Here is a 20,163-nt window from a genome sequence, read left to right as displayed (position 1 = left end):
GATTTTTAGACTTTTGACTCATCAAAACGAAATAATAAAAATCAAAAAACTAAACTCTTATGAAAACTCTAGTATTATTTTTAACAATGACCGCAGTAAATTTTGTTACTAACGCCCAAGATACCGATGGAGTTACTATCACCGTAACTGTACCAAATGTTGCTAACTCTGACGGTGCTGTACTTTTTGGATTATATGATGAAACAACTTTTATGAAAGCTGCTCCTATAAAATCAGCAAAAGGTGAAATTGTAAATGGTGTAGCTAAAATTACATTTACCGACATTCCTGCCGGCGAATATGGAATCTCTTGTGTACACGATGCTAATAATAATGAAAGAATGGATTTTGAGGAAAATGGAATGCCAAAAGAAAGTTATGGAGTGTCTAATAATAATATGAGTTATGGACCACCCATGTGGAGTGATGCTAAATTTCAGGTCGGTGCCGAAGATATGGAACTGGAAATTAGATTTTAATATAACAACAACTCATCAATCAAAAAAAGGGTTTTGCTTTTATTCTCAAGCAAAACCCTGCTTATAGTTAATGAACACTTATTAATCTGCTGTTTCGCAGCTTGCCTCACTTGTATCTATTAATGCCCCTTCTAATTCAGAATCACCGATAAGTGGGCAGTCATCCAATGCCCTTAGATATGAAATGGATGCATTTTTCAAAGCTTCACAGTTTTCAACCGTCGGATCATTAGAATAACGTTCTAAAGCTGCACTGTAATTCTCTACTGCAGATAATGGAACACATCCGCCGGAAAGTTCTTCTATGATATCTTCCTCTGAACAAGAGATTAGTGTAGTCACACCCAAGATTAACAATAATATAAATTTAGTAAATACTTTCATGTTTTCAATTTTTAGATAATTATGGTTTGTTTTTATAAATTATGTAGATCGCCCTAGTTTCCTCCTCCGTCAGAACAATCAAGTTCTATAGTACTTTGTAAATCTTCTCTAAGATCTTCTAAATCTTCACTGCTTAGCAATGGACAATCCTCTAACGCACGTAAGTATACTATGGCAGCTTGTTTGGCGGCTTGGCAGTTTTCTGGAGTAGGATTTTGAGACCAAACCTGAGACGCCATTGCCGAAGCTTCTGCCTCTTCTTGATAAACACAACCCGCTAAAGGATTTAAAGGATTATCGTCCTCTGAACAGGAAACCATACTTGCAAAAATTATTGCTCCTACAATCAATTTACTTTTTCTAACTAATTTCATTTTCTTGGATTTTATTATTAAAGTTTTTTTCAAGTATTTGTGTCTGTACCACAGTAGAGGTTAACATTTCTGAAAAAAACTTCAATAGAAAAAACAAATTTTTAGCAAATACTTAATAAATTTTATCAATAGCTTTTCTATTTTTGTGATCCAAAAAAAACAACATGACCATCACACAATTACGCTATGTATTAGCAGTTGCAGAACATCAGAACTTTACAAAAGCAGCAGAAAAAACATTTGTTACGCAGCCAACTTTGAGTATGCAGATTCAAAAACTGGAAGAAGAACTAGACATCCTTATTTTTGATCGAAGTAAAAAACCCATAGAACTCACAGAAGTGGGTAAGAAACTTGTACAACAAGCCAGAAATATTGTAAATGAAAGCGAAAGGATTCAAGATATAGTAGACCAACAAAAGGGATTTATAGGTGGTGAATTTAAGTTAGGAGTCATACCTACAGTAATGCCTACCTTATTGCCAATGTTTCTGCATAATTTTATAAAAAAGTACCCAAAAGTAAAGCTCAAAATTGAAGAGCTTACCACAGAAGCTATCATAGAACAGCTACAAGATGGGCATCTGGATGCCGCTATTGCCGCTACACCATTGCAAAACGAAAATATAAAAGAAAGAGTACTCTATTACGAACCTTTTGTAGGATATATTCCACCAAGTCACCGACTAAATCAAAAGAATAAAATCGATATTGCCGACCTGGATATAGATGACATGCTGTTATTAGAAGACGGTCACTGTTTTAGAGATGGCATTGTTAATCTTTGTAAAACGCAAAAAAGCTATGATGATGATCATTTCCAGTTAGAAAGTGGAAGTTTCGAAACTTTAGTAAAGCTTGCTAATGAAGGATTAGGAATGACACTTTTACCGTATCTCCATACACTGGATATTAATGATAAAGAAAAAGGAAACTTACATTACTTTAATGAACCATCTCCTGCTAGAGAAGTTAGTCTTATTTATCATAGAAGTGAACTAAAAATGCAAATTATTGAAGCTTTACGCAGTACTATCGCAGGTGTGGTAAAAGGTGCTATTACATTTCAAAACGTACAAATTATCAGCCCTTTATCAAAAATAAAAAGCGACTAAGAAGTCGCTTTTTTGTTTTATGATTTTAAATAGATTAAACAAGGTTCTAACTCTGGTTTGTTTACTGCTAAAGATTGAATCCAAAGTTTTAATTCTTCAATCTCATGCGGAAGTAATCTGTTAAGTGCTTTGATAACTTCCTTTGTAAATAGATTTACATCAAAACTTACTTTTTTTAGTACAGTTTTAGTGTAATCAAACATCGCTCTTGCCATAAATTAATAGGGGTTTAAATGTTAGGTTTAAACAAACAGTTGTACGATTATACTTACAGTTTTTAAAGTTGTTATAGCTAATATAGTCAAATAAAACTAAAAAAACGTTCTTTAACCCTTATTTAACTCAATTAAAAATTATTATCGCCATCTAGGAGATCACCTAAACCCCCTAAAATACTACCCTCTCCTCTACTTTTACCACCACCTCTGGGAGCTAAGGCCAATACTCGATTAGCTAACCTACTAAAAGGTAATGATTGGATGTATACCACACCAGGACCTGTTAGATTAGCAAAAAACAGTCCTTCGCCTCCAAAAATGGTATTTTTGATTCCGCCTACAAACTCAATATCGTAGTTAACTCCCTTAGAGAATCCGATGATACATCCGGTATCAATTTTTAGTTTCTCACCAAGTTTTAACTCTTTTCGGGCAGTGGTTCCTCCTGCATGTACGAATGCCATTCCGTCTCCTTCTAGTTTTTGCATAATAAATCCTTCTCCTCCAAAGAGTCCTCGTCCCAATTTTCTAGAAAATTCAATCCCTACAGAAACTCCTTTTGCGGCACAGAGAAATGCATCTTTTTGGCAGACAAACTTACCTCCGTATTCGGTTAAGTCGATAGGAATAATCTTTCCGGGATATGGCGATGCAAAACTCACCTTCTTTTTACCAATTACTTCGTTGTAAAAAGCTGTCATAAATAAACTCTCTCCGGTAAGCAAGCGCTTTCCTGCCCCAAAAATCTTTCCCATAAAACCCTTATCTTTCTCAGAACCATCACCAAAAATGGTATCCATTTTGATCCCATCTTCCATCATCATAAAACTACCTGCTTCTGCGATAACACCTTCTTGTGGATCCAATTCTATTTCTACATATTGCATTTCTTCACCATAAATGGTATAGTCAATTTCGTGTGCTGTCATTTTTTAATTATTAATTTTTTGATTAATGAATAGTTTCAAGATATAAGTAATCTGTTTTTAAAAAGTGTTACAAATTGTTTTCATAAACTGAAATTCAAAATAGGTCTTTATAGCTACGAATTAGTTACCGTTTTACTTTTAATGTCCATTCAAAGTTAAATGTAGAAACCTCTACACCTTCTTTATTCGAACCTACAGATTTCATCCAAACAGTTTGTCCTTCACCAGTTTCGACTGCTTTTTGGATGGCTTCTTTGATAAGTAGTCCATCCTTACAAACAAATGTGATCCTACCGGTTGCTTTCTTGGTAAATGTAGCATTGTTATTAGCCACCAGCATAGAAATCTTTTTACCACTCATTCGTATCTGAGCAATTACCATGGCACCAGTACTTAGCTCTGCCGCCATTCCCTGTACCGCCCAAAACATAGAATTAAAAGGATTTTGGTTTATCCATCGATGTTTAACAGTGGTCACACAACACTCTTCATCAATAGTCTTTACGCGTACTCCACATAACCAAGCAGAGGGTAACTTAAACATTGAGAACATATTAAACTTTCTCGGAGTAATTTTCATAATATCATATTTGTTTTCCCTAAAATATTGAAAAAGAATAAACATACAAAATACTTTAAAATCTTAAATTTATGTTAAATTATGGTACTATGTTTTGCATAATACCTTCTTTTGGATATATATTTGCATAAGAAACTATTATATACTTTTTAAAATGTCCACTAACAATCACAACAATATCGCAACATTTATGCACTTAGGAGTATTTAGCAAATACTTTATTCCATTTGGAAATTTTATAGTACCCATACTTTTATGGACAACAAATAAGGAAAAATCAGATTTTATTGACACACACGGCAAGGAAGCTATTAATTTTCAGTTGAGTGTCTTGTTGTACACTGTAATTCTAGGAATGATCTCCTTTCCGTTCTTTATGTTCAATATTTTAGGTGATGCTTCTTTATTTGATTTATTTAATCACAACGGATTGGATATTAACTTTTCTACAGATGGAGGATTTAGAACGTTAATAGGTGCTTCTTTTGTAGGTGTCATTGCATTGATAGGTTTCTTTTTAGAAATCATTTTTATTATTTCTGCAGCGTTAAAAGGAAATAAAGGAGAATTATATCGATATCCATTAACCATAAGATTTATAAAGTAAATTAGAATGAACTCATCAATCAACATATCATATATTCTGATTACTGCCCTAGCTGTGGTATCCTCCTTCTTTTTTCATGAGTTGGCCCATTTCATCACCGGGAAACTCTTAGGATACGAAATGGGAATGACACTTAATTCTGCATTCCTATTAGAAGGAGAGTACCAAACAGCTTGGCATCAGCAATTGGTAAGTGCTGCAGGACCCGCTTTTACCATATTACAAGCATTTGTCATTTATTATTTCATTAAAAAAACGAATAATAAATATTGGTATCCATTCTTGTTCTTTGCCTTTTACTCTAGAGTATTCGCAACGATCATTTCCATATTCAATCCTAATGATGAGGCTCGAATTAGTGCGTGGCTTGGACTTGGATATTGGATACTACCCCTATTGGTAGGATTTACATTATTAATTCTTTTAATCAAAACGTCAAAAGAGCAGCGATACAATTTAAAATTTAATCTAATCAATTATCTTTTAAGTACAGTGTTTATAGCTGGAGTTGTATTCTCTGATCAATATATATTTTATTAACCATCAATCATTAATCAAAAAATGAACAGTTTAACTTTTTAAAAAATTCAGTTTTATGAAGATCGAAAACACAAAAGCGCAAATGCGCAAAGGTGTTCTGGAATATTGCATTCTTTCAATTCTTAGGGACGATGATGCTTATGTAGCAGAGATTTTGGAAACCCTTAAAGATGCAAAGATGTTAGTTGTAGAAGGCACAATATACCCCTTACTAACCAGACTTAAGAATGCCGGACTACTCAGTTACCGCTGGGAAGAGTCGACATCAGGACCGCCACGTAAATATTACGGACTTACAGAAACAGGAAAGCTTTTTCTGAGAGAATTGAATACCACTTGGGACGAATTACAAAATGCAGTAACCATAGTTACTAAACAAAAAAAGAAACAAAAATGAACAAGACAGTCAATATAAATTTAGCAGGCATATTTTTTCATATAGATGAAGACGCTTACTTAAAGCTGCAGCGCTATATTGAGGCAATAAAACGTTCATTTACTGACTCTCAGGGAAGAGATGAAATTATTGCTGATATCGAAGCACGAATTGCAGAGCTTTTCAGTGAAAAGATAAAAGACGAAAGACAAGTTATCGGAGTCAAAGAGGTAAACGAAGTGATCGAAGTGATGGGACAACCCGAAGATTATAGATTAGATGAAGAAATTTTTGAAGATGAACCAAAATCATCCTATCAAAGAGCTACAAAATCTAAACAATTATTTAGAGACACCTCTAATTCTTATGTAGGTGGTGTAAGTTCTGGCTTAGGCCATTACCTGGGTATTGATCCCATTTGGTTACGAATCGCGTGGATACTTTTTACTGTGTTTTCCAGCGGAGCATTTATTCTTATTTACGTTGCCTTCTGGATCTTTGTGCCCGAAGCAAAAAGTACAGCAGATTATCTTGCGATGAAAGGAGAAGCTGTTAATATTAGCAACATCGAAAAAAAAATTAAAGAGGGATTTAATGATGTAGCAGATAAAGTAAAAGATGTTGATTATCAAAAATACAGTGATAAAGTAAAAAGCGGATCAACTAGTTTCTTTGAGGCAGTTGGAGATGTGCTACTGGTGATCTTAAAGATATTCGTAAAATTAATAGGGGTGCTGCTCATTTTGGTAGCTGGAATCACCTTAATAAGTTTATTCATCAGTCTTTTCACTGTAGGAACCTTTGGTTTTATGGATACTCCATTTACAGAGTATATTGATGTAGTAAATCATCCCAATGTGCCATTATGGCTAGTATCATTGCTTACTTTATTTGCAGTAGGTATCCCATTCTTCTTTTTATTCATTCTTGGGTTAAAGATTGTAATTAATAACCTGAAATCTATCGGCACACCTGCCAAGCTAGCATTGTTGGCTGTTTGGATTATGTCTGTTATTGGACTAACTGTAGTAGGAATACAACAGGCAACCCAAGAAGCCTATGACGCAGAGATAATAGAAGACACAAGAAACCTGTATCTCTCATCAAATGATACACTAACCATAAAAATGGTAAGTAATAACAGATACGCAAGAAATTTATATCATAGAAATGATTTCAAAATAAAGAGAGATGAAAATGACAATAAGGTAATTGTGATTCAGGATATTGAAGTTTTTATTAAAGAAAACAAAGAAGATTCTATTCCGAAGATTACTATCAGAAAGAATGCTGAAGGAAGTAGTTATGATGAAGCTAAAGAAAGAGCAGCAGCAATTAAATATAACTATGATATTAAAGGAGACACGTTATTATTGGATGGATATGCGCTTACTGATTATGCAAATAAGTACAATGATCAGGAAATAGAAATCATTATCTCTATACCAGAGGGTATGACTTTATGGGCAGATGATAATACATCTGGATTTAATAACTCTTGGAAATACGATGATTATCTTACTATCGATGGGAGAGAAGGAAAGTATCTACAATTGATAGATGGTAAACTTAGGTGTCAGGATTGTCCAAAAGATGAATGGCAATATAATGAGTGGGAAGATGACGATGATAACACTGGTGTTAAAATCAATATCAACTCGGATGAAGATAATGCCAATCTAAAGATTGACGAAGATGGAGTACAAATCAAAAGCGAAGAAGTAGATATAAAAATAGACGAGAACGGAATCAAAATCAAAACCGATAATTAATCAATCTGTCCGCCTAAGGCGGACCAACAAAACGAACAGTTTAACAAATTAAATCACTCTTATTATGGCCACAGTAGCTAAAATCATCGTAACCCTTTGTCTCACAGCTTTATGTTGTTCTTGTAACATCGCATTTGACGGAATTAGGGGAGAAGGAGAAGTAATCCGAAAGGAAAAGACCATTAACGAAAACTTTGACACTATCAAATCAAGTCGAGGTTTAGATGTAGTATTGACAAATAAAAAAGATCGAAAAGTAATTATTGAAGCTAACGAGAATCTTCATCAACACATTGAAGTTTATGTAGAAGGAGAAACACTTTATATCACATCAGATAAGAATATTTATTCTGCTGATGAAAAAACAGTGTACGTTTCATATGATAAATTGGGTAAAATATCAGCTACTAGTGGTTCCAGAGTTACATCTCAGGGAGCTGTTGTTCAAAAAGATCTTGCAATTAGCGCGACAAGTGGTGCAGACGTAGAACTAAAAGTAAAAGCAGAAACATTGACTACTTCTGTAACCAGTGGAGCTATCATGGACTTATCCGGAAAAGTAAATAATCATAATGCCAGTGCTACAAGTGGTGCTAATATTAGAGCAGATGAATTATTAAGTCTTAACTCCAGCGCAAAAGCTACAAGTGGAGCTTCCATAAGAATCCATGCTAAAGATCAATTTACCGGAAAAGCAACAAGTGGTGCGGATGTCGTATACTACGGTAATCCGGAAAAAGTTTCTGAAACAGATAATTCTGGTGGAAACGTTAGGAGAAACTAGATTCGTAAACACCTAGCCAATCAATTCAACCATCCGACCACAACCAACCGAAAAAAGAATCACCTGAAAAGCACCCCCTTTGTTGACAAACAAGTTATTTAGATATTGATGCTTTTTGGGTGATTTATTTTTGCTCTTTTCTAAAAACTCACAATGATCACACAAAAAATAATTCAGAATAAAGCACTTTTTTTAGTGTTCATAACTACACTGATAGGGTTACATATTGCTTGGGATTATTTTAACGAAGGCGTACCCACACATTATGTGCTTCATAGTAAAGACATGCCTGGTTTCTCAAACTGGTGGGGATTACTTACAATTCCTATATCCTCATTTATATTACTTTCTATAATCCAAAAGCAATATAAAAAAGATCCAACTCCTCAAAAACTATCGAATATAACCAATGGATTTATAAGTGGATTGTGTTTTGGTATATTACTGAGCGTTCTGTGGGTATTAGATTTACATGAGATCATGCCTTATGTAATATGGTTGCCTGTCCTAGTTTCTTTTTTCATACCAATACATTATCCGCAATACTTATTAGGGTTTATATTAGGAATGGCTTACACTTTTGGAGGAGTTTTGTCTATTGGAATAGGTACTATTCTAATCATAGGATCATTCCTGATCTGGACTATTTTCAGAAAAGGAGTGCCCTACATTTTCAAGAAAGTATTCTAAAAAAATCAATCAAAAATTTAATTAATCTATTCTGCTTAAAAGCGGAATAAAAAAACGAATACTATGTTTAAAACAATTTCAATCAAAATCACTTTATTTCTTTTTGTAGTATTTATATCACTTATTTCAAATGCACAAGAAAACAAATCACTTCAGCAAACAATTCTGAAACTGGATGCAAAATTCTGGAAATCCTATAATACTTGTGATATCGAAACATTTCGAACATTCTTTGTAGAAGATTTTGAGTTTTATCATGATAAAGGTGGACTTACATCCGGACTCACAAACATGATGTCTAGTATAAAAAATGGATTATGCAACCCTAAGGGTCCACGGGTTCGAAGAGAAGTGGTGGAAGGAAGTGTCGAAGTATTTCCTCTTAATAATTATGGAGCTATCATTACTGGCAAGCACGTTTTTTATGTTTCAGAAAAAGCTAAAAACGAAAGATTGACAGAAGTTGCAAAATTTACGCACGTTTGGCAATATAAGGATGAAGAATGGAAAATGACACGTGTTCTGAGCTATGATCATCAGCCTGCGCCACAGAATGTAGATAAAAAAGAAATTTCTCTATCCAACGAAATCTTGAATACTATTATAGGAACATATCAGGCTCCTCAAACCGGAACCGTTGTCATAACCAAAAAAAACAATCTTTTAGAAATAAAAGCCGGCAAAATGCAAGCCTTGGTTTATCCGCAAACCGAAAATTTATTTTTTCATAAACAAAGCCCATTAACCTTTGAGTTTGTAAAAGATAATGAAGGAAAGATTTCTAAAATGATTGTTCGAGAAAATGGGCTAATAGCAGAAGAAGCTAAAAAAGTGAAATAAACACGGGTTCTCATAATGTCCTAAACCATAACCATTCTTTGCCTTAAGCAAAGTATATAGTCTTTTAACAGAGACTATATTTTTTTGGTATATCTTTTGAAACCCAAAAGTCTGTAACGGTTTTTGAATAAATTAGTCTTTTTATCTATATTTTTAACCTTATGATATACTTTATCATTTAAAAAAATGTTTAAAATCTAAACTACACATACAATGAGAACACTTTTGCTATCATTATTTGCAATTTTTGTCATAGGAAACTGTAATGCTCAAAAGAAAAAAGTAAAGGGAAATAAAATCGTTATGACCGAAGAAAAGATTGTAGATGCTTTTCATACTGTTGAGGTATATGACAATTTTGAAGTTGCTATCAATGAAGATAGCGATCCTATTGTAAAAGTCGAAGCTGATAGCAACCTACAGGAGTTCATAGATGTAACCGTACAGGATAGTATTTTAAAAATCAAAGCTACTAGAGATCTTAGACGCGCTAAAGCATTAAATATTACGATTTCTTATGCTTCAGAATTGAAAAAAATCAAGATTTATGATAAAGTAAATCTCAAATCTTTGGTGCTTATAAAATCTTCAGAACTTACGGTTGAAACGAATGATAATTCAGAAGCTTTCTTATCGCTGGAAACTGGAAAAATAACCGCAATTACCAACGGAAAATCAAATATAGACCTGCATACCGATTCAGAAGAGGCTTTTTATCAAGTAAATGAAAATTCAGAATTAAAAGGAATCATTAAAGCAGATAGTCTAAAGATTGATCTATATCAAAAAGGCTACGCAAAATTGGAAGGTGATGTAAAATCGATGCTGGTAAGAGCTGATGGGGATACAGATTTTTATGGAGAAAAATTAACTTCCATTACAGCTTCTATCATTGCAGAGGGATCCAGTGATTGTTATCTCCTAACTAATGAAGAAATTACCATCGAAGCTAAAGATGAAACAGAAATTTATTTACTGGGAGAACCTAAAATAAATATGACACTATTTACCAATGAAGCAACTCTCTATAAGAAAAAGATAGATTATAGTCCTGGAATATTAAGGTTAAAATAAAAAGTAAGACCTTGCCATTCATATTGACAAGGTCTTAAATCATATTTTTATTTAATACTATGCAGAAACTTCTTCACTGGTTTCTACAGTAGCTAGATATCTTTCTGCATCCAGTGCCGCCATACATCCAGTACCAGCTGCTGTAATTGCTTGTCTGTATTCTTTATCTTGGACGTCGCCAGATGCAAAAACACCTGGGATATTAGTTTTAGTAGACTTACCTTTTGTAATAATATACCCGGTATCATCCATATCTACTTGTCCTTTAAAAATTTCAGTATTAGGCTTGTGCCCTATCGCTATAAACAGACCGGTAATAGATATTTCAGACTTCTCTCCTGTCTGGTTATTCACCATACGTAATCCTTCAACTACCTGATCTCCTAAAACCTCATCAACTTCTGTATTGAATAATACTTTTAAATTAGGTGTATTATTAACGCGATGTTGCATTGCTTTAGATGCTTTCATATAATCTTTACGCACCAACATAGTAACGCTAGAACAAATATTTGACAAATAGGTAGCTTCTTCTGCTGCGGTATCACCTGCACCAACGATTGCTACATCTTGTCCTTTGTAAAAGAATCCGTCACAAACCGCACAGGCAGAAACTCCACCTCCACGTAGTTTTTGCTCACTTGGTAATCCTAAATACTTTGCTGTGGCACCTGTGGAAATAATCACAGCTTCAGCTTCAATTTCTTTTGTGTTATCTACAGTAACTTTGTGAATTCCTCCTACTTCTTTACTGAATTCCACAGCAGTCACCATACCGATACGGACTTCTGTGCCAAAACGTTCAGCTTGTTGTTGTAATTGTACCATCATTGTAGGTCCATCAATACCTTCAGGATATCCGGGAAAATTATCAACCTCTGTGGTAGTTGTTAACTGACCACCTGGTTCCATACCGGTGTACATAACTGGTTTAAGGTCAGCTCTGGCTGCATATATAGCCGCAGTATACCCTGCAGGTCCAGAGCCTATAATAAGGCATTTTATTCTTTCTATAGTATCTGACATAATCTTTTCGTTTTTACTGATGTAAAAGTAGCAATTTGCAGATAAACCTTACAGTAAAGTTATTAAGAATTGTTATTAACTAATAGAGAACTCATATGGTAAACTTAAAACCTTTAAAGAATACTATTATATAAAAATGATATATCCTACTTTTATTCTAAAATATAAAAAAATGACACTTTTTGATATATTGGATATTTTAGGAACCATCGCTTTTGCTATTTCAGGAGCTTTAAGTGCGATGAATAGAAGATTAGATCTTTTTGGGATCTTTATCATCGCTTTTGTTACGTCTATTGGCGGTGGAACATTAAGAGATGTCCTTATCGGAGCAACACCGGTAGCATGGATGAAAAACACCTTGAACTTGTATCTGATTGGAGGTGTTACCGGTTTGTCAATTATATTTAGGAATAAACTAAACTACTTAAAAAAATCACTTTTCCTATTTGATACCATAGGATTAGGAATTTTCACGATAATAGGTGTAGAAACCGGAATACAGTCAAATCTTGATCCTATTATATCCGTAGCATTAGGAACGATGACCGGATGTTTTGGAGGAGTCATTAGAGATATTCTATGTAATGAGATCCCAGTTATTTTTAGAAAAGAAGTCTATGCAACCGCCTCTATTGTCGGTGGTGTTTGCTTTATGATTTTGTTTTCTTTAAACATTCCTTTGAACATTATATATATAACCACTACCCTATTAATTATTATCATACGATTGTTAGTAGTAACTTATAAAATTTCATTACCTATATTCTCGGTTAGAAATCAGCAAACCTGATAGTAGTAACATAAAGATCCGTTTTAATTTCACCTATTCTGAATGCTAAACACGTTTTACACATGCTATCTTAAAACTTCAAACTTTACCACAAAGGGTTTTAAAAATTGTTTTCTTAGAACGTTACAAATAGTTTGATACACAATAATGGAAGACGCTAAAAAACATCTTCATAAGCATTAGAAAACAAGTTATTTGTACCAAATAATTTCATCTAAAGATTATCCAACCTAATTAGAATTGTACAGAAGAAGAAAAAACAATGAACATCTCTATTTTTTCTTTGGAATTCGATACTTTTTGGACTATGTTCGTATGCTTAGAAAATAATTTACACAATGATCATAGAACCTAGAACTCGCGGATTCATTTGCTTAACCGCACATCCTATTGGATGTGAACAAAACGTAAGACATCAAATAAATTATATTAAATCCAAAGGAACAATTAACGGTCCGAAAAAAGTACTGATTATCGGGGCTTCTACCGGTTTTGGATTAGCCTCCAGAATTACCGCAGCATTTGGTTCTGATGCAGCCACTATTGGGGTATTTTTAGAAAAGCCACCAAAACCTAACAGACCTGCTTCTCCAGGATGGTATAATAGTGCTGCTTTTGAAACTCAAGCACACCAAGCTGGTCTTTATGCAAAAAGTATCAATGGTGATGCCTTTTCAAAAGAAATCAAACAACAAACCATAGAGCTGATCAAAGAGGATTTGGGACAAATAGATCTTGTTATTTATAGTTTGGCATCTCCGGTACGTGTACATCCTGAAACTGGAGTGAAGCACAAATCAGTATTAAAACCCATTGGTGAACCATATACCAATAAAACGGTTGATTTTCATACAGGAGATATATCAGAAGTATCTATCGATCCTGCCACAGAAGAGGATATAGAAAACACGGTAACGGTTATGGGTGGAGAAGATTGGAAATTTTGGATCGATGCATTGCAAAAAGAAAACTTGCTTGCTCCAGAGGCAAAAACAATTGCTTATTCATACATAGGGCCTAAACTAACAGAACCAGTATATAGAAAAGGAACTATAGGTCGCGCAAAAGATCATCTGGAAGCTACTGCATTTGATATTACTAAATCCCTAACAGCTATTGATGGAAAAGCCTATGTTTCTGTCAATAAAGCATTAGTAACACAAGCTAGTTCTGCGATTCCCGTCATTCCATTGTATATTTCTCTGTTGTATAAAGTAATGAAAGAGCATGAAGTACACGAAGGTTGTATCGAGCAAATACAACGATTGTTTGCTCAAAGACTTTATAACGGTCAGGAAATTGATACTGATAATGAAGGTAGAATAAGAATTGACGATTGGGAAATGCGCGAAGATATTCAGGCAAAAATAAAAGAGCTATGGAATAACGCTACCACCGAAACATTAGTATCCATTGGTGATCTTGAAGGTTATAGCAATGATTTCTTCAACCTTTTTGGTTTTAAAGTACCTGGAGTAGATTATGATCAGGATGTAAACGAGTTAGTTGAGATACCTGGGTTGCAATCCTAATAAGCCTTATATTTTCATAACAACAAAAACTCCCTTATTTTATTTGTTTAAGGGATTTTTTATCTGTCCATAAATATTGATAAGGCTATAAAACCGTTAATCGTTGTGCCAACTCATTCGCTCGTTGTAGAGGAATATAGTTCTCGTCTGCATTAGCCCAGAATTTTAATGCTGTTTTTAAATATTCAAGCGCCTTAGTTTGATCTTCATTTTCTAAAATTAGCGCCATCTGGTAATAATAAATAGCATCGTCATCTTTTTGATCAATCATTTTTTGTAAAATCTCTTTAGCTTCTTTCAAGTTACCGGTCTTCCTATAAACCTGAACTAAAAAAGACTTATTAGCAAATAGCTTTTTGATTCTACCATCATCTTCATTTAAAATTTTAGCACAGGTATCATAATCCTCTGCTGCAAAAGCGTACAACAAATCAAAATACTGTTCATATCCGTCTCCAAAGGATTGATATTGTTTATCACAATTAGCAAATTCTTCACGATTCATATGCGTTTCATATCCTCTTTCTACAGCAGAAGCTGCTGCAATACAGCTATAATGCGAAAGATATTCAGGAGAGTATTTCTCTATTTCTCCTAAAAGATCAGATACTTTTTCAGATCGACCAATAGATTGATATAAATCTGCTTTTGTTTTAAAAGTTGATGTGATCATTCGGTTAAGCGGTGTTCTCTTGATTCCGTATTTTTCTATTTTAGCCATTGTACTCAGGGCATCTTTGATCTGGCCAGACATACGTAAAAAATGCATTTTATAGGACAAAAAATTGAGGCTGTCGGTCAGTGTAGTAGCCTGTTGTATTCCTTGTTCAATTCTTTCCGCAGCTTTTTTGATGTTAAGATCCCTGTAGTCTAAATATGCAAGTCGTCTTTGAATATCTGTACTAAGGGGATTAAGTGTCTCTTCCCTAAGCAATATTTCCCGCGCCTCATCTAATTTCCCCTGACTTTCATAAATAGTAGCGTATTTTACCTTATCAACCTCTCTTCCCGGGAACTCTTTTATTAAGCGGTCTAATGTACTTTTCGCTTCCTCAAAATCTTCATTCTCCATTTGTAAGTCATACAACTTTAACAAACCTTTTTCGATATTACCATTAGCAATCGCTTCTTGCATCAACTTTTTCGCTTTATCCATACCATATTTGGATTTATATAAGGAAAGTAATTGATTATAGGGAGCAAAATCATATGGAAACATTTTGCGATGCATTTCTTGAAGCTTTAGATATGCATCCATATTGTTTGTTACGGCATAAAGTGTTGCCTTAGCTCTAAACTGAAGCCTTTTAGGTAACGAAGCCCCATATTTTATGGCATTTTTAATATAAATTAAAGATTCATCTCTTTGACCCAAACCGTACAAAGGATCACCTACATAAAAATGGCATTGAGCGCAGGTAGGATCAAGTTCGATTGATTTTTTAGCAAAACCAACTACTTCCTGTAACGCTGTAGGGTCCTTATAGTATGTAATCCTTGATAGGGTAAAGTTCTTTAAGGCTTCAATATTACTGGTAATCAATGCAGAAGATGATAAATCCACTCTTTTTTCAATATCTGAAAGAGCATTCGGGATATTTTTAAAAATCTGTTCTTTGATTTTATCAATAGCCACAAAAGGATTTGAATCCTGCACTTCTATTTCAATAATACTTTTACCGTTTAAAGTATTGTGTAGATCACCACGAAAAACAAACACCTCATCCTCTTTGATATAAGAGATCCTTGTAAAGTAATCATTACGTGACTTCTGTGCGATCTCCCTTTGCATTCCCATATTAGGCACTTTAAACGAAGGCAGACCCAACACATCGTAATAGCTATGTAATGCATACGCAGAGGATGTATAAAACTCTGAACGTTGGTCTAAATTGAGTTCCAATAAATTCGAAAACGCCACTCCCCACCAATCAAGTTCCTCTATCCCTGTAAGATTTTCAAATTGGAAACACGCTATTGTTTTTACCTTGTTTAGTGATGGAACAATGGCTTTTATTTTATTGCCTTCCTCATCTGTAATTTCAATGACCTCACTCTGAGCCATCGCTTTACCATTAAACAATAGAGCCCCAAGCAAAAAAGCGATCCCCACATTTCCTATCACTAAAATCTTAGGCCATTTTAATGCTTTGGGCTTAGAAGACGAATTGAGTTGTGTGCTGAAATATGCAATAATTACAATAGCTGGTATCAATGCTAGCCATACCAATAAATATTTGTCGACCCAAAACTCGCTGAGTTCGTATCGTTTTGTAATAAATTCCACAAACTGCAATAACCCAAAGCCAAGTGCAAAATAAGTTCCTAAAAATTGCGGAACTTTTCGATCCCACAATTCTGTAATCCAAGTCTTTTTTGTTTCCGTTCCCATAACTTCAATAAAAATACAAATATATAATTCAAAGAAAATTATCTATTATAATTTCAAGAAAATCCAAGTCCACTAATTATTATCGGATTACTATCGATGAAAAGTTTACATGATTAACACTTCTAATTTATTTTATATCTAAAAAATTGCAACAAAACAATAACACTACAGTATTTTATAAAAGAACGGGTACAATCATTACATACAATTTTCGTTATTTTGCAGACAAATATTTAAATACTTGAAAAATACTTTTTTCTATATAGTTTTCACGCTGTTTTTTTCTGCCATCATATTTGCACAAGAAGGTAAAAAAATCAAAGTTCAATCAGACCGTACTATCAAAAACGAAGAACGTTTTCCTGGTGCCACTATACTTGCGAAGGTAAACAAGCAAGTTTACATAGAGCACGATGGTATTGAAATTTGGTGTGATAGAGCTATTCATTACGGAGAAGATAAGTTTGTAAGAGCCCTTGGCAACGTTAAAATGAAGCAAGGAGATACACTAACCATGACTAGTGCTTATGCAGAGTACAATGGTAATAGCCAGTTTGCCTATGCTAGGGAAAAAGTATTTTTGGAAACTCCATCCAATACTTTAACAACGGATACTCTATTCTTTGATCGTTTGCGCCAACAAGCCTATTATCGAAGCGGTGGAACAGTAAAAGACTCTTCTAATACCTTGACGAGTAAAATAGGGAGATATTTTATGGATAGGAAACAATATTCATTTAATACATCAGTAAAAATTGTCAATCCCGAAAACACAGTAGACTCAGATCGACTAGACTATTATACCGATAATGGTCACGCGTATTTGTATGGGCCATCTACAGTAAAAGGAAAAGAAAGTACTTTGTATTGTGAACGTGGTTTTTATGACACCAAAGTAAAAACAGGATACGCTATCAAAAATGCCCGTATTGATTATGACAATCGAACGGTTTTTGGCGATAGTATATTTTACAACAGTGCCATACAATTTGCATCAGCAACAAACAATATCAAAGTATTGGACACCGCCAACAATTCTGTTATTACCGGACATTATGCCGAAGTTTTTAAAGACAAAGATTCTGTATTTATTACAAAACGTGCATTAGCTGCAACCCTGCAAGAAAAGGATTCTATCTATATCCATAGCGACACCCTGATGGTAACCGGAAAACCTGAGCATAGGATTATGAATGGTTTTTACGATGTTCGGATTTTTAAAAGTAATATGAGTGGTAAAAGTGATTCTATCAATGTCGATCAAACCACGGGATATACCAAAATGATTGGGAAGCCTATTATTTGGTCACAACGCAATCAAATGACTGGAGATACCATTAAAATTATCTCTAATACAGAAACCGAAAAATTAGATTCGCTAGTTGTGTATCAAAACGCATTTTTGGTACAAGAAGACACGCTTAAAGCAGGATATAATCAGGTCAAGGGTCAGACGCTTTATGGATTATTTAAAGACAATGAAATTTATCAGGTAGATATCGATAAAAATACAGAAACTATATTTTATCAAAGAGAAAGTGAAGGTGAGCTAAAACTTATCGGTATAAACAAAGTACTCTCCAGCTCTATTAAACTATTACTGGAGCAACGTGAAATTGTTGATGTATATTACTATCAAAATGTAGATGGAACCCTATATCGGGAAATTGATTTACCCGAGAATGCCAGAGAATTATCAGGTTTCAGATGGCGTGGAGATGAACAAATATTAAGTAAAAAAGATCTCTTTAGAGGCGAAAAACCACCTAAACTAACTAAAATTACCGGAATACCATTGCCGGTAGAAGATGATGATTTCTTTGACGAAGAGACTATAAAGCGACTTGAAGATAACAAATCTGAAGGCTCACGCTTATTAGAACAAAAGTTAGAGGATGCCGAACTAAAAGAGACCAATGAAGAATTGGACTCTATTCCCAATCCGAAACCACAAATCAAGAAAGGGTTAAAAAGCAAGAAAAAAGATCGTACTTCTGTAAAAAAAGCATCTAAAAAAACTGCTTTCATAGATTTTAATCTAAACAGATCGGCCAAACAACGCGATAGTATTACTGTAACTACCCTGAAAAATCAAAAGACGGATAGTATTAAAATAGAGAAATAAACTAACCGAATCTTCTAAAACAGTATGTTTTCTAAAGAATTTAATGCATAGAAATTTTTATATTCAATTATAATAACTTGATCTGATTGACGTAACTTAGCAATAGTGAAAAAAGATTTTTTTACATATCAAGCTCAGACCACTCCGCACCCACTGGCGATGGAAATCTCTCACGCAGAAGGAAGCTATATTTATGCTACAGATCACAAAAGATACCTCGATTTTGTAGCCGGAGTTTCGGCCTGCAGCCTTGGCCATAAACACCCTAGAGTTGTAAAAGCTATCAAAGACCAACTGGATAAATATCTACATGTAATGGTTTATGGAGAATATATTCAAAAACCAGCAGTAGAGCTAACCAAACTTTTAGCATCCCTTCTACCTCATCCTTTAGAGAAAACATATCTCACTAACTCTGGAACAGAAGCAATTGAAGGATCACTTAAATTAGCAAGAAGAGTTACCGGAAGAAGTCAGATCATAGCTGCAAAACTTGCTTATCACGGTAACACAATGGGATCCATGAGCGTGATGGGTTATGAAGAACGAAAACAAGCATTCAGACCTTTGATTCCAGATGTATCATTTATAGAATTTAATAAATCAGAAGATTTACAATATATTACCGAGAAAACAGCTGGAGTAATTTTAGAAACGATACAAGGAGGAGCAGGATTTATCAAACCAAAAGATAATTACCTGAAAAAAGTCCGTGAACGTTGTGATGCAGTAGGCGCAGTACTGATTTTAGACGAAATTCAACCTGGATTTGGCCGCACAGGAAAACTATTTGGATTTCAGAATTATGAGATCATTCCTGATATAGTTGTCATGGGAAAAGGTATGGGCGGAGGATTACCTGTAGGTGCATTTACTGCATCTTCTGTGATGATGGATCAATTACAAGACAATCCAAAGTTAGGACATATTACTACCTTTGGAGGCAATCCTGTGATTGCGGCTGCCTCTTTGGCAACATTACAAGAGATATCTGAAGGTGACTTAATGGCAGAAGCTTTAGAAAAAGAAAAATTATTTAGATCTCTATTGGTTCATCCGTTGATTCAAGAAATAAGGGGTATTGGATTAATGCTTGCTTTAATAACCCCATCGGCAGAAATCACTAATGAAATAGTATTAAAATGTCAGGATAAAGGATTGATCCTTTTTTGGTTACTTTTCGAACCAAAGGCAGTCCGCATTACGCCTCCGTTAACAATATCCAAACAAGAAATTAAAGAAGGCTGCCAAATAATAATTGACTTACTCGATGAGATGCAGAGACGTAAAAAGTTTGTACAATAAGAGTTGAAAATTCACTTAAAATCCTTATCTTTAAAAGACTATCTTACCTTTTTCACAAAACCATTTTTATGTATAGGCTTATAATATCTTAAAACACTAAACCGTTAGTAATTAATGGTACATATTTTGTTAATTAGTTTGTTAAAAACAATTGATTGCTGAAGTAGTATGCTACAATTTCATTTGTAATTTTAATACAGAGGAAATCAATAATGCTAAAAGTAAATT

General features: G+C 34.2%; 21 protein-coding genes. 14 read left to right on the top strand and 7 right to left on the bottom strand.

The features are described 5' to 3' along the window. Positions 1 to 59: 59 nt before the first annotated feature. The gene (locus ACE94K_RS10700) at positions 60 to 479 is read left to right on the top strand and encodes a DUF2141 domain-containing protein (protein WP_378183974.1); all 420 of its coding nucleotides are present in this window, start codon (positions 60 to 62) and stop codon (positions 477 to 479) included. Positions 480 to 560: 81 nt separating this feature from the next. Here ACE94K_RS10700 and ACE94K_RS10695 read toward each other — a convergent pair whose 3' ends face one another. Beyond that, positions 561 to 863: a hypothetical protein gene (locus ACE94K_RS10695; protein WP_378183972.1), complete on the bottom strand. Its 303-nt coding sequence runs from the start codon at positions 861 to 863 to the stop codon at positions 561 to 563. A 53-nt stretch (positions 864 to 916) separates the two neighbouring features. Next, positions 917 to 1,237 carry a hypothetical protein gene (locus ACE94K_RS10690; RefSeq protein WP_378183970.1) on the bottom strand — a complete coding sequence of 107 codons (321 nt, stop codon included), beginning with the start codon at positions 1,235 to 1,237 and terminating at the stop codon, positions 917 to 919. Positions 1,238 to 1,401: 164 nt separating this feature from the next. Between ACE94K_RS10690 and ACE94K_RS10685 the strand changes: the two genes are divergently transcribed. After that, the gene (locus ACE94K_RS10685) at positions 1,402 to 2,352 is read left to right on the top strand and encodes a LysR family transcriptional regulator (RefSeq protein WP_378183968.1); all 951 of its coding nucleotides are present in this window, start codon (positions 1,402 to 1,404) and stop codon (positions 2,350 to 2,352) included. Positions 2,353 to 2,369: 17 nt separating this feature from the next. On the opposite strand, the gene ACE94K_RS10680 is transcribed toward ACE94K_RS10685, so the two are convergent. From ACE94K_RS10680 to ACE94K_RS10670, 3 genes are all read right to left on the bottom strand, one after another. Continuing rightward, entirely contained in the window at positions 2,370 to 2,567 is a 198-nt protein-coding gene (locus tag ACE94K_RS10680; protein WP_246615842.1) for a hypothetical protein, read from the bottom strand. A gap of 131 nt (positions 2,568 to 2,698) precedes the next feature. Next, positions 2,699 to 3,499: a TIGR00266 family protein gene (locus ACE94K_RS10675; RefSeq protein ID WP_378183966.1), complete on the bottom strand. Its 801-nt coding sequence runs from the start codon at positions 3,497 to 3,499 to the stop codon at positions 2,699 to 2,701. Positions 3,500 to 3,623: 124 nt separating this feature from the next. Beyond that, positions 3,624 to 4,079, bottom strand: coding sequence for a DUF4442 domain-containing protein (locus ACE94K_RS10670; RefSeq protein ID WP_378183964.1), 456 nt, complete (start codon positions 4,077 to 4,079; stop codon positions 3,624 to 3,626). 154 nt (positions 4,080 to 4,233) lie between these two features. Between ACE94K_RS10670 and ACE94K_RS10665 the strand changes: the two genes are divergently transcribed. From ACE94K_RS10665 to ACE94K_RS10630, 8 genes are all read left to right on the top strand, one after another. Continuing rightward, the gene (locus ACE94K_RS10665; RefSeq protein WP_378183962.1) at positions 4,234 to 4,686 is read left to right on the top strand and encodes a DUF4870 domain-containing protein; all 453 of its coding nucleotides are present in this window, start codon (positions 4,234 to 4,236) and stop codon (positions 4,684 to 4,686) included. A 6-nt stretch (positions 4,687 to 4,692) separates the two neighbouring features. Beyond that, the gene (locus tag ACE94K_RS10660; RefSeq protein ID WP_378183960.1) at positions 4,693 to 5,226 is read left to right on the top strand and encodes a hypothetical protein; all 534 of its coding nucleotides are present in this window, start codon (positions 4,693 to 4,695) and stop codon (positions 5,224 to 5,226) included. A 55-nt stretch (positions 5,227 to 5,281) separates the two neighbouring features. Next, positions 5,282 to 5,623, top strand: coding sequence for a PadR family transcriptional regulator (locus tag ACE94K_RS10655; protein WP_378183958.1), 342 nt, complete (start codon positions 5,282 to 5,284; stop codon positions 5,621 to 5,623). Beyond that, positions 5,620 to 7,374, top strand: a complete 1,755-nt coding sequence (locus ACE94K_RS10650; RefSeq protein ID WP_378183956.1) for a PspC domain-containing protein — start codon at positions 5,620 to 5,622, stop codon at positions 7,372 to 7,374. The genes ACE94K_RS10655 and ACE94K_RS10650 overlap by 4 nt, the downstream gene beginning before the upstream one ends. Positions 7,375 to 7,438: 64 nt before the next feature. After that, positions 7,439 to 8,158 carry a head GIN domain-containing protein gene (locus tag ACE94K_RS10645; protein ID WP_378183954.1) on the top strand — a complete coding sequence of 240 codons (720 nt, stop codon included), beginning with the start codon at positions 7,439 to 7,441 and terminating at the stop codon, positions 8,156 to 8,158. Positions 8,159 to 8,311: 153 nt separating this feature from the next. Next, positions 8,312 to 8,848: a hypothetical protein gene (locus ACE94K_RS10640; protein ID WP_378183952.1), complete on the top strand. Its 537-nt coding sequence runs from the start codon at positions 8,312 to 8,314 to the stop codon at positions 8,846 to 8,848. A gap of 63 nt (positions 8,849 to 8,911) precedes the next feature. After that, positions 8,912 to 9,688, top strand: a complete 777-nt coding sequence (locus tag ACE94K_RS10635) for a DUF4440 domain-containing protein (protein WP_378183950.1) — start codon at positions 8,912 to 8,914, stop codon at positions 9,686 to 9,688. A gap of 213 nt (positions 9,689 to 9,901) precedes the next feature. Then, positions 9,902 to 10,762 (top strand): GIN domain-containing protein, encoded by an 861-nt coding sequence (locus ACE94K_RS10630; protein WP_378183948.1) that lies wholly within the window; start codon positions 9,902 to 9,904, stop codon positions 10,760 to 10,762. Between the two features lie 57 nt (positions 10,763 to 10,819). Here ACE94K_RS10630 and trxB read toward each other — a convergent pair whose 3' ends face one another. Beyond that, positions 10,820 to 11,788, bottom strand: a complete 969-nt coding sequence (gene trxB / locus ACE94K_RS10625; protein WP_378183946.1) for a thioredoxin-disulfide reductase — start codon at positions 11,786 to 11,788, stop codon at positions 10,820 to 10,822. A gap of 172 nt (positions 11,789 to 11,960) precedes the next feature. Between trxB and ACE94K_RS10620 the strand changes: the two genes are divergently transcribed. Together ACE94K_RS10620 and fabV are read left to right on the top strand one after the other, a co-directional pair. Beyond that, the gene (locus ACE94K_RS10620; RefSeq protein WP_378183944.1) at positions 11,961 to 12,581 is read left to right on the top strand and encodes a trimeric intracellular cation channel family protein; all 621 of its coding nucleotides are present in this window, start codon (positions 11,961 to 11,963) and stop codon (positions 12,579 to 12,581) included. Between the two features lie 338 nt (positions 12,582 to 12,919). Further along, positions 12,920 to 14,113: an enoyl-ACP reductase FabV gene (gene fabV / locus ACE94K_RS10615; RefSeq protein ID WP_378183942.1), complete on the top strand. Its 1,194-nt coding sequence runs from the start codon at positions 12,920 to 12,922 to the stop codon at positions 14,111 to 14,113. An 85-nt stretch (positions 14,114 to 14,198) separates the two neighbouring features. Here the strand turns inward: fabV and ACE94K_RS10610 are convergent, their stop codons facing one another. After that, positions 14,199 to 16,505 carry a tetratricopeptide repeat protein gene (locus ACE94K_RS10610; RefSeq protein WP_378183940.1) on the bottom strand — a complete coding sequence of 769 codons (2,307 nt, stop codon included), beginning with the start codon at positions 16,503 to 16,505 and terminating at the stop codon, positions 14,199 to 14,201. A gap of 241 nt (positions 16,506 to 16,746) precedes the next feature. On the opposite strand from ACE94K_RS10610, the gene ACE94K_RS10605 reads away from it, so the two are divergent. Then, positions 16,747 to 18,630, top strand: a complete 1,884-nt coding sequence (locus tag ACE94K_RS10605) for an OstA-like protein (RefSeq protein ID WP_378183938.1) — start codon at positions 16,747 to 16,749, stop codon at positions 18,628 to 18,630. A 105-nt stretch (positions 18,631 to 18,735) separates the two neighbouring features. After that, a complete protein-coding gene (locus tag ACE94K_RS10600) occupies positions 18,736 to 19,935 on the top strand; it encodes an aspartate aminotransferase family protein (protein ID WP_378183936.1) in 1,200 nt (399 codons plus the stop codon). The last annotated feature ends 228 nt before the right edge of the window (positions 19,936 to 20,163 follow it).

Origin of the sequence: Aquimarina besae (genome assembly GCF_042434905.1) — a bacterium.
Lineage (GTDB): Bacteria > Bacteroidota > Bacteroidia > Flavobacteriales > Flavobacteriaceae > Aquimarina.
This window is presented reverse-complemented; position numbering and strand designations above follow the sequence as displayed.

What these genes read in the sequence shown, in the direction of transcription:
- ACE94K_RS10700 (WP_378183974.1), top strand. Translation starts at nt 60, where the DNA reads ATGAAAACTCTAGTATTATTTTTAACAATGACCGCAGTAAATTTTGTT.
- ACE94K_RS10695 (WP_378183972.1), bottom strand. Translation starts at nt 863, where the DNA reads ATGAAAGTATTTACTAAATTTATATTATTGTTAATCTTGGGTGTGACT.
- ACE94K_RS10690 (WP_378183970.1), bottom strand. Translation starts at nt 1,237, where the DNA reads ATGAAATTAGTTAGAAAAAGTAAATTGATTGTAGGAGCAATAATTTTT.
- ACE94K_RS10685 (WP_378183968.1), top strand. Translation starts at nt 1,402, where the DNA reads ATGACCATCACACAATTACGCTATGTATTAGCAGTTGCAGAACATCAG.
- ACE94K_RS10680 (WP_246615842.1), bottom strand. Translation starts at nt 2,567, where the DNA reads ATGGCAAGAGCGATGTTTGATTACACTAAAACTGTACTAAAAAAAGTA.
- ACE94K_RS10675 (WP_378183966.1), bottom strand. Translation starts at nt 3,499, where the DNA reads ATGACAGCACACGAAATTGACTATACCATTTATGGTGAAGAAATGCAA.
- ACE94K_RS10670 (WP_378183964.1), bottom strand. Translation starts at nt 4,079, where the DNA reads ATGAAAATTACTCCGAGAAAGTTTAATATGTTCTCAATGTTTAAGTTA.
- ACE94K_RS10665 (WP_378183962.1), top strand. Translation starts at nt 4,234, where the DNA reads ATGTCCACTAACAATCACAACAATATCGCAACATTTATGCACTTAGGA.
- ACE94K_RS10660 (WP_378183960.1), top strand. Translation starts at nt 4,693, where the DNA reads ATGAACTCATCAATCAACATATCATATATTCTGATTACTGCCCTAGCT.
- ACE94K_RS10655 (WP_378183958.1), top strand. Translation starts at nt 5,282, where the DNA reads ATGAAGATCGAAAACACAAAAGCGCAAATGCGCAAAGGTGTTCTGGAA.
- ACE94K_RS10650 (WP_378183956.1), top strand. Translation starts at nt 5,620, where the DNA reads ATGAACAAGACAGTCAATATAAATTTAGCAGGCATATTTTTTCATATA.
- ACE94K_RS10645 (WP_378183954.1), top strand. Translation starts at nt 7,439, where the DNA reads ATGGCCACAGTAGCTAAAATCATCGTAACCCTTTGTCTCACAGCTTTA.
- ACE94K_RS10640 (WP_378183952.1), top strand. Translation starts at nt 8,312, where the DNA reads ATGATCACACAAAAAATAATTCAGAATAAAGCACTTTTTTTAGTGTTC.
- ACE94K_RS10635 (WP_378183950.1), top strand. Translation starts at nt 8,912, where the DNA reads ATGTTTAAAACAATTTCAATCAAAATCACTTTATTTCTTTTTGTAGTA.
- ACE94K_RS10630 (WP_378183948.1), top strand. Translation starts at nt 9,902, where the DNA reads ATGAGAACACTTTTGCTATCATTATTTGCAATTTTTGTCATAGGAAAC.
- trxB (WP_378183946.1), bottom strand. Translation starts at nt 11,788, where the DNA reads ATGTCAGATACTATAGAAAGAATAAAATGCCTTATTATAGGCTCTGGA.
- ACE94K_RS10620 (WP_378183944.1), top strand. Translation starts at nt 11,961, where the DNA reads ATGACACTTTTTGATATATTGGATATTTTAGGAACCATCGCTTTTGCT.
- fabV (WP_378183942.1), top strand. Translation starts at nt 12,920, where the DNA reads ATGATCATAGAACCTAGAACTCGCGGATTCATTTGCTTAACCGCACAT.
- ACE94K_RS10610 (WP_378183940.1), bottom strand. Translation starts at nt 16,505, where the DNA reads ATGGGAACGGAAACAAAAAAGACTTGGATTACAGAATTGTGGGATCGA.